Genomic DNA, 14,364 nt, shown 5'->3' with positions numbered 1-14,364 from the left:
GAGACAGCAATGGACGCAGACGCACCCGTTCGGCACCCGGACAAGTTCTTCATCGACGGCCGTTGGACGGAACCGTCCAGCGCGAGCAGGATCGAGGTGACCAACTCCGCCACCGAGGAGCTGTTCCTCTCCGTCGCCGAGGCTCGGGAAGCCGACGTCGACCGCGCGGTGGCGGCGGCCCGCAAGGCCTTCGACCACGGCCCGTGGCCACGCATGGCACACGAGGAGCGCGCGAAGTACATGCGAGCCATGGCGGCGGAGCTGGACAAGCTGGCCGAGCCGCATGCGCGCATCTGGACCACGGAAGCAGGCGCGCTGCACGGGTTCACCAAGGCGCGCTGCGCCGGCATCAGCAACGACTACCTCTCCTATGCCGCGTTGGCCGAGACCCTCCCTTTCCAGGAACGGCACAAGCCCAAGTCGGGCGGCGAAGTGGCGCTGCTGGTGCGCGAGCCGGTCGGCGTGGTGGCCGCCATCGTGCCCTGGAACGCGGCGCCCGGCGCCATCTCCAGCAAGGTCGGCCCAGCGCTGATCGCGGGCTGCACCGTGATCGTCAAGGTCTCGCCGGAGGCGCCCGGTGCCGCCTATATCCTGGCCGAGGCCTGCGAAGCCGCGGGCTTCCCGCCCGGGGTGGTGAACATCCTCACGGCGGAGCGGGAAGTGTCGGAATGGCTGGTGCGCAGCCCTGGCGTGGACAAGGTTGCCTTCACCGGCTCCACCGCGGCCGGCCGACGCATCGCGTCCATCTGCGGCGAGCGCATCGCGCGCTGCACGCTGGAGCTGGGCGGCAAGTCGCCGGCGATCGTGCTGGACGACTACGACGTCGCTGCCGCGGCGCAGAACATCGCCTCGCGGGCGATCTTCCTCACCGGACAGGTGTGCGCCTCGCTGACGCGCATCATCGTGAGCCGCAATCGCCACGACGCACTGGTGGAAGCGCTAAGCGAAAATTTCCGAAAGGTGAGGGTAGGGGATCCGTTCGACCCCGCCACCCAGATGGGTCCGCTGGCGATGCGCCGCCACCGCGAGCGTGTGGAGGGCTACATTCAGAAAGGCAAGGCAGAGGGCGCAACGCTGGCAACCGGCGGCGGCCGCCCCGCGCATCTGGATCGCGGCTTCTACATCGAGCCGACGGTGTTCGGCCACGTCGACAACAACCACACCATTGCGCGCGAGGAGATCTTCGGGCCCGTGCTGGCCGTGATCCCCGCAGATAACGACGAGCAGGCGGTGGACATCGCCAACGACACCATCTACGGTCTCAATGCCTCGGTCTTCACCAACGACCTGGAGCGCGCCTATGCCGTGGCGCGCCGCATCCGCTCCGGCACCGTCGGCCAGAACGGCATGCGCAACGAGGGCAGCATCGCGTTCGGCGGCTTCAAGCAATCGGGCATCGGGCGTGAAGGCGGTGCGGAAGGGCTGCGGTCCTACCTTGAAACCAAGGTCGTGGTCCTCGACGGAATGCCCCGGACGGCGGGCCGCGTCACGGGCTGAGCGCTGCGCCACCGATACCAACATCAGGAGACAAAGACATGACTCACAGCTTCGAAGCCGGCCTGCAGCGCCGGCAGCTGCTCGCCGCGCTCGCCGGGGCCGGCGTGCTGGCAACGGGCATGGCGCGGGCGCAGGCCGCCTGGAAGCCTTCCGGCCCGGTCAAGATCATCGTTCCCTTCCCGCCGGGTGGTTCCTCTGACATCTTGGCGCGCTTCATCAGCGCGGGCGTCGGCGATCGCCTGGGCCAGCCGGTGATTGTGGAGAACAAGCCGGGCGCGACGGGCTCCATCGGCGCCGGCTACGTCTATGGCGCGCCGGCGGATGGAAGCACGCTGCTGCTTGGCATCACCGACGTGAACTCGATCTATCCGCACCTGGCGAAGGGCAAGGTGGATGCGACGAGGTTCGTGCCCGTCTCGCCGCTCGCTTCAACCGGCTACGTGCTCCTGGGCCGCCCCGACCTGCCGGCTGCCAACCTGCAGGAACTGCTGGCCCTGATGAAGAAGCAGAACCTCAGCTATGCGAGCGCTGGCACCGGCTCCGGCCCGCAGATGATGGCGGTGGCCTTCGCGCAGGCGGCCAAGGCCGAGAACCTGCTGCACGTGCCCTATACGGGCATGGCGCCTGCGCTGCAGGCGCTCATGGGCAGCCAAGTGGACATCATGCTCGTGGCCGTGGGCGGCGCTACACAGTACCGCTCCAGGCTGAAGTTCTACGGCGTGAGTTCCGCGCAGCGCGTGGCCGCCATTCCGGACGTGCCCACACTGAAGGAGCAGGGGCTGAACGTCGTCGGCGAGGCGTGGATGGGCGTGCTGGCGCCACCCGGCACGCCGGTGGCCGCCACCACGATCCTCGCCGAGGCGATCAACCAGGCGACGTCCACGCCCGAATACAAGGCCAAGGTGGCTGAACTCGGCATGACCACGCTCCCCGGTACCTCCGCCGAGTTCGGCAAGCTCTACATGGACGAATACCGCAAATGGGGCGAGGTAGTACGGGCGGCGAACATCAAACTGGAATGACGCAGGTGTACGGCACCGTCATCGTCGGCGGCGGCTCGGCGGGCTCGGTCCTCGCCAACCGGCTTTCGGCCCTTGGGACGCACGAGGTCCTGCTGCTGGAAGCGGGCATCGACACCCCACCGGGCCACGAGCCGCCCGAGCTGCTGGACAGCTACGCGGGCCGGCTGTTCTTCAACCCGCATTTCGACTGGCCCGATCTGCGCGTGACGACGCAGGCGCCCCGCGCCGGCGAGGAAGCGGCAAGCCGGCCGCCTCTGCGCAAGTACACGCAGGCGCGCGTGCTCGGCGGTGGCTCCGCCATCAACGGCCAGCTTTTCAACCGCGGCGCCCCCACGGACTACCGCGAGTGGGAGGCACGCGGCGCGGCCGGTTGGAGCTGGGACGACGTGCTGCCGTACTTCCGCAAGGTGGAGCGCGACCTGGATTGCGACGGCCCCCTGCACGGCAAGCACGGGCGCATTCCGGTCAGCCGCATCCCGCGCGAGCACTGGACGGGCCTGTCGAGCGCGTTCGCAGAGGCATGCAAGGAAGCCGGCTATCCGTATCTGCCGGACCAGAACGGCGAGTTCGTCGAAGGCTACTTTCCCGTGGCCTTCAACAACCAGGCCGAACGCCGCGTCTCGGCAGCGATGGGCTATCTGGACGCCGATGTGCGCCGTCGGCCCAATCTGAAGATCATGACCGGTACGCACGTCACGCGGCTGCTCTTCGAGGGCACGCGATGCGTTGGCGTGAAGGCGGTGGCAAATGGGCAGGAGCTGGAGTTCCGCGGGCGCGAGGTCATCCTGTCCTGCGGCGCGATCCATACGCCGGCGCACCTGCTGCGCGCGGGCATCGGCCCGGTGGAACACCTGCAGGAGATGGGGATTCCAGTGCTAGCCGCGAGCGAGGGCGTCGGCCGCGGCCTGATGGATCATCCCTCCATCGGCCTGTCGTCCTTCTGCCGGCCCGGCGCGCGAATGAACGGCCTGACCCGACGCCACTTCCAGGTCGCGCTGCGCTATTCCTCTGGGCTACCTGGCGTCCCGGCCGGCGACATGTTCTGCGCCGCGCTGAGCAAGTCGGCCTGGCATGCGGTGGGCCAGCGCATCGCCTCGATGCTCCTGTTCGTCAACAAGACCTACTCCGAGACGGGACAGGTGCGAATCGCCTCTCGCGATCCGATGGCCGAGCCCGAGGTCGCCTTCAACCTGCTGTCGGACCCGCGCGACCTCCGACGACTGATGGATGGCTTCCGCAAGGCGGCCGCGCTGCAGGCGAGCGGTCCGCTGCGCGCGGTGACTGACAAGCCATTTCCGAGCGCCTTCTCCGAGCGGGTCCGCAACATCAGCCAGATCACGGTGAAGAACCGCATCCTCACCAGCATCGGAGCCGCGCTGATGGACGGTCCCGCGCCGTTGCGCCACTACATGATCGACCACCACGTGGTCGACGGCTTCACCTTCGAGCAACTCATGCGCGACGACGAAGCACTGGAGGCCTTTGTCCGCAAGGAAGCCATCGGCGTGTGGCACGCCTCCTGCTCATGCCGCATGGGCGGCGAGGACGACCCGCTGGCCGTGGTGGATCCGCAGGGCCGGGTCAAGGGTGTGCAGGCGCTGCGCGTGGTCGATGCATCCATCTTCCCCGTGGTGCCCTGCGCCAACACCAACTTTCCGACGCTGATGGCGGCGGAAAAGATTGCCGACACCATGCTGGCCTCGCCGGAGATCTCGTGAACCAAGACAACACAAGGACACCCTCATGCCCCATCTCGTCATCCAGCACACACCCAACATCAAGGCCGATTTTCAGAAGCTCTGCCTTGCCCTGCTCGAGACCCTGCTTTCCATCCGCGATGCGCAGGGCCAGCAAGTGTTCCCCGAAGGCGGCACCCGCGTGATGACCTATCCCGCCACCCACTATGCGGTCGGCGACGGCAGGGGAAACTACGGCTTCATGTACCTGAACCTGCGCATCTTCGAAGGGCGGGGCGCAGCGGTGGTGAAGGACACCGGCGACAAGCTGATGGCCGTGCTCAAGGACCGTCTGGAGGCGGCGCGCACGGTGGTGCCCATGGGCATCACCCTGAACATCGAAGAAACGCCGAAGGAGAAGCCCGGCACGGTGGTGCTGTCGTACGAGGGCTTCCACAACAACCTGCGTGCCGTTTTCGGCCGCTAGTGTTCAGGCCTACTCCGGCAGCTTCACCGTCTTGCCGATCTCGCGCCAGATCGCCAGCTGGGCGTCGACGAACTGGCGGAAGCTCGCGGGTGTGCCGGTCACGGGTTCGGCGTTGAGCGTATTGCGCACGCGAATCGCGACGTCCGGAGATGCAGACGTCTTGTTGATCGCCTCGTTCAGTTTCGTCACCACGGTTGGCGGCATGCCCGCCGGGCCCACCAGGCTGGCGAAGGTGTGGGGATCGAGGGCGGTGAGGTTTTTCATCCCCACTTCAGGCAGGGCCTGGACGTCGGGCAGGTAGGGCAGGCGCTTTTCGGTCGTCACGGCGATCGCCCGGATCTGGCCGGCCTTGACGGCCTGCACGGTGTTGAGCGTGGTCATGATGCCCACGTGCACGTTGCCGCCGACCACCTCTCGAATCACGTCGGCGTCGGCCTTGTAGGGCACATGCGTCATCTTCAGGCCCGTCGCGCTCATGAGTGCCTCTGCGGCCAGGTGGCCCGCCGTGCCCAGGCCCGCCGAGCCGTAGTTGAGCTTGCCGGGGTTCGCGGCGTCATACGCCACCAGCTCCTTGATGTTGTGGACCGGCAGGGCCGGGCTCACGAAGATCACGCCCGGGTTGGTGACGGTCATGCCGACAAGCGTGAAGTCTTTCAGCGGGTCGTAGGGCAGCCCAGGACGCAGCGCAGGGTTCTGCACCAGCGAGCTCCCGGTAGCTGCGTACAGGGTGTAGCCGTCCGGTGGCGATGCCATCAGCGCGCGGATCGCCGTCATCTGGTTGGCTCCTGGCTTGTTGTCGATGATCACCGGCGTGTTCAGTAGCTCGGATATCTTCTGACCGTAGAGCCGCGCGATCGAATCGGCGCTGCCGCCGGCGCCAAAGGCGACGATGATCTTGATGGGGCGCGAGGGATACGGCTGCTGCGCCCAGGCAGGCAGCGCCAGCAGGGCGGCAACGCCGAGGAGTGCGAGCCGGCGGGTAGATCGGGCAAGGGTCATGGTTTGTCTCTGGAGTGGGGTGATGGTTTTTCAGTCCAGGCGGTAGACGCGCCTGGCGGTGTCGGCAAAGAGCTTTCGCTTCTCATCGGGCGAGTACTTGGCGGTGACCCGCTTGAACATGTTCCAGGTCGCGCCATAGGTCACGCCGGCTTTCTCGACGGGGAAGTTGGACGAGACCATGCAGCGGTCGGCGCCGAAGAGCTCGATGCAGTCCTCGATGTACGGCCGCCAGAGCATCGCGAGCTGCTCGGACGTGGGCGGCGCCTCCGCCTGGCTGAAGTCGAAGTTGCCCAGGCACATCAGCAGCCCGCCCATCTTGACGGTGACGTTGGGGCAGCGCGCCAGCTCCTTCATGCCGGCCAGCCAGTCGGCGTGCACCTGCTTCTCCTGACCTGCATATGAGCCGAAGCCGAGCGGGCTGGCGGTATGGATCACCACGATGCTGGCATCCGGATTCGCCTGCGCGAGCGAGACGACTTCCGGCAGCTGCGGATGGAAGATGCTGGCGTCGAAGGAAAGGCCCATCTTTGCTATTAGTGCGATGCCCCGGCGGAACTCCGGCTCCAGGAACAGGCCGCGCTTGCCCGCGCGGACCGGGCCGGCAACGATGGGGTCTGCATCCCACTTGGCGCGCTGGCGGATGCCGCGCAAGCGGCCGCTGGCGGCCTCGCGATGGGCCTCGAGCGTTTCGCGCAGCAGTCCTTCGTCCAGCGTCAGGTCCGCATAGGCGACGATGCCGGCGGCACCGCGCGCCGTTGTGTACTTGCCGCTGGCTGCCATGGCAGCCATGCCGACGGCGAACTCCGTTTCGCCAACGGCCTTGAGGTGCTCCGGCCCGCCGGCGCGGTACATCGCGTTGCATTCGACGAAGACCGTGGCCTCGATGTTGTGGCCGGATTCATCGGCGTCGCGCGCGAACTCTTCGACGAAGTAGCGGTAGCCGCTCTTGTGATGCCAGAAGTGCAGGTGCGGGTCGATGATCGGCAGGTCCGGTTCGAGCGTCGGCTCGGGCTTCGCGCGCGCCAGCCACTCTTCGTTTGGCCGTTGCGTTTCGCTGAAGATGGAACCAGGAGAGGAGGGTGTTGCTGGAGCGTTCATGGCCGCACAAGTGCAAGAGCCGTGCCCCCGGGCCGGGAGCCTTTTGCCGCGGGCGTGCAGGCTCTTTGCGTGTCCGGCCCGAGGACACGTGCTTGTACGGCGGACGTAGATGGCGCGGTCGGAGGCACCCGCGCGGAAGTTGGGCGGTCAATCTAGTCAAAGCGTGCTGGCATCGGGCTTGCACTGTTGTTCCTGACGTGAGACACACGGGTAACCCCAGACATCAGGAGATGCAATGAGCAAGCAAGCGAGAGAGCAGACCGTCGCCTTCGTAGGCCTCGGGATGATGGGCGGGCCGATGGCCGAGAACCTGTTGAAGAAGGGCCACCCGCTGGTGGTCTACGACATCGACAAGGCCAAGGTACGGCGTTTCGTGGAGCTCGGGGCACTGGCCGCCAGGGGCCCGGCCGATGCTGCGCGCCAGGCGGGTATCGTCATCTCCATGGTGGACACGACCGCGCAGGCGGAGGAAGTGATTGCCGGTCCGGACGGTTTCATCCAGACGGCCCAGTCCGGCGACGTGGTCATCAGCATGGGTACGATCGACCTGATGGCGCTTCGGCGTCTTCATCCGAAGCTCGCGGCCAAGGGCGTGGAACTGCTCGATTCGCCGGTCACCGGTATGGAGAAGGGCGCGAAGGAAGGGACGCTGAACGCGTACGTCGGCGGCGACGCCGCGGCGCTTGAGAGAGTGCGCCCAGTGCTGCAATCCATGGCCACCAAGATCACTCATTTCGGCGCCATAGGCCAGGGCCTGGCGATGAAGCTGATCAACAACATGCTGTTCCAGGTGAACCGCGTGTTGATCATCGAGGGCCTGGCGCTGGGTGCCAAGGCAGGCCTGGACCCCCAGCAGATGTTCGAAACCATCAGCGGCACCACCGGAAACAGCGTGGCATTCCAGTACTCGGCACCGCGCATCCTGAACCGCGAATTCGACGGCATTCGCATGGACATCACCTTCAAGGATGTCGAGCTTCAGACCCAGCTCGCCAAGTCGCTGGGCATGCCCATGTTCATGGCCAACACGGCACTCCAGGTCTATCAGATGGCCCGGGCGCAGGGCTTGGGCGACAAGGACGGGGTCGCCGTGGTTCAGATGTACGAGCAATGGACGGGTGTGCCCGTCGAAGGACGCAAGTGAGGCCATGACCAGTCCTGCCCTCGGTTTTCAGCACCTCTCAGCTGAACTACGGCTGTATTGCGGCGAGGACAGCCTCGCAGCCTTGGCCAAGGAACTCAAGCGCAGCGGCAGCAAGCGCGCCGTGGTGGTGAGCGGCCGTTCTGTCAGCGCATCGCCCGCGATGGATTTGTTGCGATCAGCGCTCGGGCCGGTGCTCGTCGGCGAAAGCCAGTCCGTGCGACCGAACAGCCCAGTGCAGGCCGTGGAGGAAGCTGTCCGCGTGCTGCGTGAACTGGAGGCCGATGCGGTCATTGCCATTGGCGGCGGCTCGGCTGCCGTCACGGCGCGCGCCGCCGCCATCCTGCTGGCCGAGCAACGCCCGCCGCAGGAACTCTGCACGAGGCGGCTGCCCAGTGGCCAGTTCGACAGCCCTCGGCTGGACGCGCCCAAGCTGCCGCAGTTCGTCATCCCCACCACGCCGAGCACGGCCTTCGTGAAGGTGGGCAGCGCGGTTCACGATGCCGATACCGGCCAGCGGCTGGCGCTGTTCGATCCCAAGACGCGCGCAAAGGCGCTGTTCCTGCATCCGGAGTTCCTGCGCACCGCGCCGGCGGACCTGGTGATGAGCGCGGCGCTCAACACGCTTTCCACGGCGGTGGAGGCATTGGAGTCGCCGAAGTGCGACCCGGTCTCGGAGGCGATGCTGACGCATGCGCTACGGCTCGTGGCGCGCCACCTGGATCGCATGGCGCCCGAAGACATCGGCGCGCGCGAATACCTCGCCATCGCCGCTCTTCTGTGCGGCCGCGGCACCGAGCAGGCCGGCGGCGGGCTTGCCTCGGTGCTCGCGCATGCCATCGGGCACCGCGCCCACGTGTCCAATGGCATCGTGAATGCCATCGTGCTGCCGCACACCATGCGCTTCAATGAGCCAGTGACGCAGGCGACCAGCGCGCGCATTGCCGAGAGTTTCGGCCAACCGCCCGCAGCTGCTGCCGCCGACGTGCTGGCGTCTCTTCTCGCACCGCTGCCGATACCGCATCGCCTGCGCGACATCGGATTGGCCCAGGAAGATCTCGATGCCATCGCGAGTGCGGCGATGTCGGACTTCTTCATCAGCCGCAGTCCGCGGCGCGTGCAGGGCGCAGCTGACGTGCGCGCCATCCTCGACGCGGCCTGGTAGCGGCCGGGGCGCTTCGGGGAAATCCTCAGCCGGCGGGCGCCGAACGCGTGAACTCCTCGTGTGCTTCACGCAGCCAGTCCAGGGCGCGCGCGGCTTCGCAGGCGAGCAGCGATACCCCCACTCCTGCCAGCAGGAGGCCTTCCAGCTGCGCGAGGGACATCGACTGGGCCATCGCCCGCATCGCATGGACCTTGAAGGGCAGCTCGTGGCCGCGCAGCGCGAGCTGCATCGCGAGCACGGTTTCACAGGTGGCCGCATCGACGCCCGGCGCGGGCATCACCAGCGCGCGCATCTCCTTGTAGCGTGCGATGGCCTGCGGATTCACTTCTGCCAGCCGGGCAGTGGAAGGCTTGACATCGGTCGTATTCACGGCAGCTCCTTGCTGGTGGCGCCGCCGGTGACGATGAAGGCATGGCTGTCGAATGTGCTCATGGGCAGTCTCGAAGTTCGTGTTCGATGACGGTCAGCAACAGGCATGCCACGGCAGGCGGGTCTGCTGCAGACATGGCGGGGAGAGCCGTCGGTGCTCCATGTGTCCTCGCTGACGACAGGTGTGTGCAGCAGGGACGCTTGCTGGCCTCATCGGACGCATGTGACAGGGCGCATGGCACGGATTCGCGCGATGCGGGCATGGCATTCGACTTGCTGTCCATGCTTCGATGATTTCATCGGCGGAGAAATGCGACTACATCGAGTCCGTCCTCATACGCCTGTGATCGCCATCGTTCCACCGGAGACCGCCAAAGTGAAGCCCCGAATCACACATACGCTGCTCGCGTTGAGCATGGCGTTCGCCGCAACAGCCCCCGCGGCGGCTGATGCCTTTCCGTCGCGACCCATCCGCATCGTCGTGAACACGGCGCCGGGCGGCCTGACCGACATCACGACCCGCCTGGTGGCCCAGAAGATGGGCGAGAAGCTGGGCCAGTCGGTGGTCATCGACAACAAGGCCGGCGCCGATGGCCTGCTGGGCATCCGCTACGTGAAGACCCAGCCAGCCGACGGCTACACGTTGCTCGGCACGGCAGGCACCGTGGCCATTCAGCCAGCCGTGAAGCTGGATCCTGGCTACGACCTGGTCAAGGATTTCACGGGTGTCGGGCCGATGGTCCGTTCGCCCGTGCTGGTGGTCGAGGGCATGAGTCAGCCGGACAAGACGCTCGCGGACTTCATAGCACGCGCCAAGGCGGCGCCAGACCAACTGACCTACGCTTCGGCCGGGGTAGGGACGACGACGCATCTGGGCGCCGCGCTGTTCCTGCAGCAGGCCGGCCTCAAGGTGATGCATGTGCCGTACAAGGGCAACGGCGCCGCCATGGCAGACGTGATCGCCGGCCGCGTGACCATGATCTTCGAGGCCTATGGGAGTGGCGCGGGCAAGGTGAAGGCGGGCCAACTCAAGGCCCTGGCGGTGAGCTCGACCAAGCGCTTGCCTGGGCTGCCGGACGTCCCGACCATCGCGGAGCAGGGCGTGCCCGGCTACAGCTATTACCTGTGGCTCGGCCTGATGGCCCCCGCAGGCACGCCCAAGGATGTGCTGGCCAAGCTGTCGGACGCGTTGCACTTCGCGCTGAACAGCAAGGAGTTGAGGGATCGTATGCGGGACGACGGCTCGGAGCCGATGATCATGTCGCCCGACGAATACAACGAGTTTCTCAAGCGAGACGCCGTGCAGATGCAGAAGGTGATCAACGAACTGGGCATCCAGAAGCAGTAAGCGGCCAAGGTGTCCTCCACCCGCAGCGCCCGACACCTGCGCGCGGCGCTCGCGCCGGTCATCGCCTCGCACATCTGCCTGCATGCCGCGATGACGGGCATGCGCATGGCCGCGCCGCTGTTCGCGTTGGGCCACGGCTTCGGCGAGGCCGCGGCGGGCGTGCTCGTCGCCCTGTTCGCGGTCACCCAGATCTTTCTCTCGCTGCCGGCGGGGCGGTTCGCCGACCGTCGCGGCTTCAAGAAGCCGATGGGACTGGCCGTGATCGCCACCGTGGTGGGTGTGAGCCTCGCCGCGACCTGGCCTATGTATCCCGTCCTGTGCCTGACTGCGCTGCTGTGCGGCGGCGGCGCCGGCGCGGCGACCATCGCACTGCAGCGGCACGTGGGCCGCATGGCGGCAGGCGCCAGCGAACTGCGTGAAGTCTTCTCCTGGGTGGCCATTGCGCCGGCCGCCTCGAACTTCCTGGGGCCATTCGCGGCCGGCCTGATGATCGACCATGGCGGCTACCGCGCGGCGTTTGCGATGCTGGCTGCCATGCCCCTGCTGGCTTGGGCGCTGCTGCACTGCGTCCATGAAGCGCCCATCGAAGCCACGCTCGGCGCGCAGAAGTCGCCCGCCTGGGACCTGCTGCGCGATCGGGGCCTGCGGCGCCTGATGCTCATGAACTGGTTCATGAACTCATCCTGGGACCTGCATGGCTTCATGGTGCCGTTGCTGGGCCACGAGCGAGGCCTGTCGGCCTCGGTGATCGGCAGCATCCTCGGCGCATTCGCCATCGCCGCGGCCATCGTGCGCCTGATGATTCCAGTCTTCGCCCGCCAGCTGCGCGAATGGGCGTTGATCACTGGCGCCACCGCCGTGGCGGGGCTCATGTTCCTGCTCTACCCCTTCACGCGATCGGCGGCAACCATGGGCCTGTGCTCCATCGTGATCGGCATGGCCCTCGGTCTCGTGCAGCCGATGGTCATGAGCATGCTGCACCAGATCACGCCGAAGCACCGTCATGGCGAGGCGCTCGCCGTGCGATTGATCCTGATCAACCTGTCGAGCGTCGGCATGCCCATGCTATTCGGCGCGGTGGGCGGCGTGCTGGGCGCCAGCGGCGTGTTCTGGGCCATGGGGACGATCGTCGGCGTCGGCAGCCACCTGGGCACGGGGCTACGCGAGCTCGGGGAGGATGCCGCGGAGCACTGAGTGAGAGACGGTGACCGAAGCACCGCTCCCCGCGCTTCAGCCCATCGTGAGAACCAGCCGACCGCTGGCCTGGCGTGCGTCGATGAGGCGGAATGCCTCTGCGAATTCCTGCAGCGGCAGTGTCGTGATCAGGCGCGGCCGCAGTGCGCCGCGCTGCCACAGCGCCGCCATGGCCGCGTGGGCGCGCTCCACGCGTTGCGGTTGCCGGTCGCGGTAGTCGGTCCACTGCAGTCCCAGGGCCGAGATGTTTTTCACCAGCAGGTGGCCCGCCTTGATCTCTGGAATGCGACCGGAGGCGAAGCCCACTGTCACGATGCGACCGCACCAGGCCATGGCCCGCAGCGCGGCGTCGAAGGCCTCGCCGCCCAATGTCTCGATCACCACATCCACCCCATGGCCGCCGGTGGCGGCATGCACCTGCTCCCGCAGGCTGTTGCGCATGTCGGGCGCGGAGAGGTCGACCAGACTGCACCGGGTTTCGCCCAGGACGGCCCGCGCCCGCTCCAAGTTGCTGGCGGCAGCGAGCACGGTGCCGCCGAGCGCGCTGGCGATCTGCACCGCAGCCTGGCCGACCGCGCCGCTGGCACCTGTCACCAGCACCCGGTCGCCTGGCTCGAAGGCGCCGCGCTCGAGCAGCGCGAACCACGCGGTCTGCGCGGCGAGACCGAGCGCGACGGCATCGACGAACCCCATGTCCGCCGGCAGCGTCAGGCACTGGTCCTCGCGGGCCAGGGCCTGGGTCGCGAAGGTCCCGTACTCGACGTGGAGCAGCACGCGATCGCCGGGCTTCACCCGTTTCACGTCCGGACCGACGGCGCGCACGATGCCGGCGGCATCTTTGCCCGGCGCGAAAGGCAGCGGCGGGATCGTCTGGTAGCGGCCGGTCACCACGAGCAAGTCGGGGTAGTTGACCGCGGCAGCCTTGACGTCGACAAGGACCTGGCCGGGAGCGGCCGCGAGGTCGGGCACTTCCTCGACCGCATGTGTTTCAACTGGGCCTGGTTGTCGAACCTGGACGGCAAGCATGATGCGGGCTCCTGCAAGTGGGTTGATGCGCTTGCAGGTGCAAGGCCCGTGCCGCCGTCCGCGCGTCCGGTCCATCGAGACGGCTCCGCTTGCGTGTGTGTACGCATGACACTTCCTGTACTCGTCACACACACACCGGCGTGCCCGCGGCTTGAGAACATGAGGAGCGCGGTGGCACATGGCTTGCAACACCGCAGCATGAACTCGCAAAACTCTTCGGCGCAGCGTGCGCCTCTGGCCGGCGTCACAGTGATCGACTTCAGCACCCTGCTGCCAGGTCCCATGTGCAGTCTGTTGCTGGCGCAAGCGGGTGCAGAAGTCATCAAGGTCGAGCGGCCTGGTCGTGGCGACGAAATGCGTTCGTACCAGCCGAAGTTCGGCGATGACAGCGTGAACTTCGCGCTGCTGAATCAGGGCAAGCGCTCGGTGGCGCTGGACTTGAAGGAGCCGGCGGCAGTGCAGCAGGCCATCGCACTGGTACGGCGGGCCGACGTGCTGGTCGAACAGTTCCGTCCGGGCGTCATGGATCGTCTCGGGTTGGGCTACGAGGCTATGCGCGCGATCAATCCGGGGCTGGTCTACTGCGCCATCACCGGCTGGGGGCAGCATGGGCCGCTGGCCGACATGGCCGCGCATGACCTCAATTACCAGGCGGAAACCGGCCTCATGGCCCTGACCGCCGGCGCCGATGGCGCGCCCGGACTGCCCAACGTGCTTGCGGCCGACCTCGTGGGTGGGGCCTACCCAGCCATCATGAACATCCTGCTCGCCTTGCGCGCCCGCGATACCACCGGGCTTGGCTCTTTTATCGACGTTGCGATGGCCGACAACCTGTTCCCGCTGGTGTATTGGGGTCTGGGTAACGGCTTCGCTGCGGGCGAATGGCCCACGCCGGGCGGCGACCTCGTCACGGGCGGCACGCCGCGCTACCAGGTCTACCGCACGCGGGACGGCCGTTACCTTGCGGCCGCGCCGCTGGAGCAGAAGTTCTGGGAAAACTTCCTGCGCGTGCTGGAAGCGCCGCATCTGCTGGACGACGGGGCAGATCCCAAGGGCATACGCGAGGCTGTTGCCGGCATTATCGCCAGCCGCACCGCGGACGAATGGCTGCAGCGCTTCGCTGGTGTCGATGCCTGCGTGTCGGTGGTGAAGTCGCTCCAGGAGGCGGTCGAGACGCCGCATTTTCGCGAGCGCGGGCTGTTCCAGGCGAGCATCACGAGCGGCGACGGGCGGCGAATTCCATCATTGCCGCTGCCGATCGCGCCGGCGCTGCGGCACAACGTCCACAGCACGGCGCCGGCGCTCGGGGAAGCGACCCCCGCTTCGCTGCTGGCGCGGTAAC

13 protein-coding genes are annotated in these 14,364 nt (G+C 67.1%); 9 read left to right on the top strand and 4 right to left on the bottom strand.

Annotated features, from left to right (window positions below; translation table 11 throughout):
- The first annotated feature begins 9 nt into the window (after window positions 1–9).
- From ACSQ9I_RS16680 to ACSQ9I_RS16665, 4 genes are read left to right on the top strand one after another with little or no spacing between them, the layout of a single operon-like run.
- Complete coding sequence (locus tag ACSQ9I_RS16680; RefSeq protein WP_436313806.1) at window positions 10–1,497, top strand: aldehyde dehydrogenase; 1,488 nt, start codon at window positions 10–12, stop codon at window positions 1,495–1,497.
- Window positions 1,498–1,535: 38 nt separating this feature from the next.
- Window positions 1,536–2,519 (top strand): Bug family tripartite tricarboxylate transporter substrate binding protein, encoded by a 984-nt coding sequence (locus ACSQ9I_RS16675; protein ID WP_436313805.1) that lies wholly within the window; start codon window positions 1,536–1,538, stop codon window positions 2,517–2,519.
- Window positions 2,516–4,237 (top strand): GMC family oxidoreductase, encoded by a 1,722-nt coding sequence (locus ACSQ9I_RS16670; protein ID WP_436313804.1) that lies wholly within the window; start codon window positions 2,516–2,518, stop codon window positions 4,235–4,237. The genes ACSQ9I_RS16675 and ACSQ9I_RS16670 overlap by 4 nt, the downstream gene beginning before the upstream one ends.
- A gap of 25 nt (window positions 4,238–4,262) precedes the next feature.
- On the top strand, window positions 4,263–4,682 hold the full coding sequence (locus ACSQ9I_RS16665; protein WP_436313803.1) for a 5-carboxymethyl-2-hydroxymuconate isomerase: 420 nt from the start codon (window positions 4,263–4,265) through the stop codon (window positions 4,680–4,682).
- Window positions 4,683–4,691: 9 nt separating this feature from the next.
- On the opposite strand, the gene ACSQ9I_RS16660 is transcribed toward ACSQ9I_RS16665, so the two are convergent.
- Together ACSQ9I_RS16660 and ACSQ9I_RS16655 are read right to left on the bottom strand one after the other, a co-directional pair.
- Window positions 4,692–5,681, bottom strand: coding sequence for a Bug family tripartite tricarboxylate transporter substrate binding protein (locus tag ACSQ9I_RS16660; RefSeq protein WP_436313802.1), 990 nt, complete (start codon window positions 5,679–5,681; stop codon window positions 4,692–4,694).
- 30 nt (window positions 5,682–5,711) lie between these two features.
- Window positions 5,712–6,779, bottom strand: coding sequence for an amidohydrolase family protein (locus ACSQ9I_RS16655; RefSeq protein WP_436313801.1), 1,068 nt, complete (start codon window positions 6,777–6,779; stop codon window positions 5,712–5,714).
- A 235-nt stretch (window positions 6,780–7,014) separates the two neighbouring features.
- On the opposite strand from ACSQ9I_RS16655, the gene ACSQ9I_RS16650 reads away from it, so the two are divergent.
- Complete coding sequence (locus ACSQ9I_RS16650) at window positions 7,015–7,923, top strand: NAD(P)-dependent oxidoreductase (RefSeq protein WP_436290161.1); 909 nt, start codon at window positions 7,015–7,017, stop codon at window positions 7,921–7,923.
- Window positions 7,924–7,927: 4 nt separating this feature from the next.
- Window positions 7,928–9,085, top strand: coding sequence for an iron-containing alcohol dehydrogenase family protein (locus tag ACSQ9I_RS16645; protein WP_436313800.1), 1,158 nt, complete (start codon window positions 7,928–7,930; stop codon window positions 9,083–9,085).
- Window positions 9,086–9,110: 25 nt separating this feature from the next.
- Here the strand turns inward: ACSQ9I_RS16645 and ACSQ9I_RS16640 are convergent, their stop codons facing one another.
- Entirely contained in the window at window positions 9,111–9,455 is a 345-nt protein-coding gene (locus ACSQ9I_RS16640; protein WP_436313799.1) for a hypothetical protein, read from the bottom strand.
- A gap of 375 nt (window positions 9,456–9,830) precedes the next feature.
- Between ACSQ9I_RS16640 and ACSQ9I_RS16635 the strand changes: the two genes are divergently transcribed.
- Window positions 9,831–10,802, top strand: coding sequence for a Bug family tripartite tricarboxylate transporter substrate binding protein (locus ACSQ9I_RS16635; protein WP_436313798.1), 972 nt, complete (start codon window positions 9,831–9,833; stop codon window positions 10,800–10,802).
- A 36-nt stretch (window positions 10,803–10,838) separates the two neighbouring features.
- Window positions 10,839–11,996 (top strand): MFS transporter, encoded by a 1,158-nt coding sequence (locus ACSQ9I_RS16630; RefSeq protein WP_436315762.1) that lies wholly within the window; start codon window positions 10,839–10,841, stop codon window positions 11,994–11,996.
- 36 nt (window positions 11,997–12,032) lie between these two features.
- Here the strand turns inward: ACSQ9I_RS16630 and ACSQ9I_RS16625 are convergent, their stop codons facing one another.
- On the bottom strand, window positions 12,033–13,022 hold the full coding sequence (locus tag ACSQ9I_RS16625) for an NADPH:quinone oxidoreductase family protein (protein ID WP_436313797.1): 990 nt from the start codon (window positions 13,020–13,022) through the stop codon (window positions 12,033–12,035).
- 198 nt (window positions 13,023–13,220) lie between these two features.
- Between ACSQ9I_RS16625 and ACSQ9I_RS16620 the strand changes: the two genes are divergently transcribed.
- A complete protein-coding gene (locus ACSQ9I_RS16620; RefSeq protein WP_436313796.1) occupies window positions 13,221–14,363 on the top strand; it encodes a CaiB/BaiF CoA transferase family protein in 1,143 nt (380 codons plus the stop codon).
- The last annotated feature ends 1 nt before the right edge of the window (window position 14,364 follow it).

The organism is Variovorax sp. LjRoot84 (assembly GCF_964254305.1).
Taxonomy (GTDB): Bacteria; Pseudomonadota; Gammaproteobacteria; order Burkholderiales; family Burkholderiaceae_C; genus Variovorax.
Note: the sequence above shows the minus strand (reverse complement) of the source record. Positions and strands in the feature narration are given on the sequence as shown.

Excerpts from the sequence above, each read along its gene's own strand:
- ACSQ9I_RS16620 (WP_436313796.1), top strand. The coding sequence starts at position 13,221 with ATGAACTCGCAAAACTCTTCGGCGCAGCGTGCGCCTCTGGCCGGCGTC.
- ACSQ9I_RS16680 (WP_436313806.1), top strand. The coding sequence starts at position 10 with ATGGACGCAGACGCACCCGTTCGGCACCCGGACAAGTTCTTCATCGAC.
- ACSQ9I_RS16675 (WP_436313805.1), top strand. The coding sequence starts at position 1,536 with ATGACTCACAGCTTCGAAGCCGGCCTGCAGCGCCGGCAGCTGCTCGCC.
- ACSQ9I_RS16645 (WP_436313800.1), top strand. The coding sequence starts at position 7,928 with ATGACCAGTCCTGCCCTCGGTTTTCAGCACCTCTCAGCTGAACTACGG.
- ACSQ9I_RS16655 (WP_436313801.1), bottom strand. The coding sequence starts at position 6,779 with ATGAACGCTCCAGCAACACCCTCCTCTCCTGGTTCCATCTTCAGCGAA.
- ACSQ9I_RS16650 (WP_436290161.1), top strand. The coding sequence starts at position 7,015 with ATGAGCAAGCAAGCGAGAGAGCAGACCGTCGCCTTCGTAGGCCTCGGG.
- ACSQ9I_RS16665 (WP_436313803.1), top strand. The coding sequence starts at position 4,263 with ATGCCCCATCTCGTCATCCAGCACACACCCAACATCAAGGCCGATTTT.
- ACSQ9I_RS16625 (WP_436313797.1), bottom strand. The coding sequence starts at position 13,022 with ATGCTTGCCGTCCAGGTTCGACAACCAGGCCCAGTTGAAACACATGCG.
- ACSQ9I_RS16660 (WP_436313802.1), bottom strand. The coding sequence starts at position 5,681 with ATGACCCTTGCCCGATCTACCCGCCGGCTCGCACTCCTCGGCGTTGCC.
- ACSQ9I_RS16670 (WP_436313804.1), top strand. The coding sequence starts at position 2,516 with ATGACGCAGGTGTACGGCACCGTCATCGTCGGCGGCGGCTCGGCGGGC.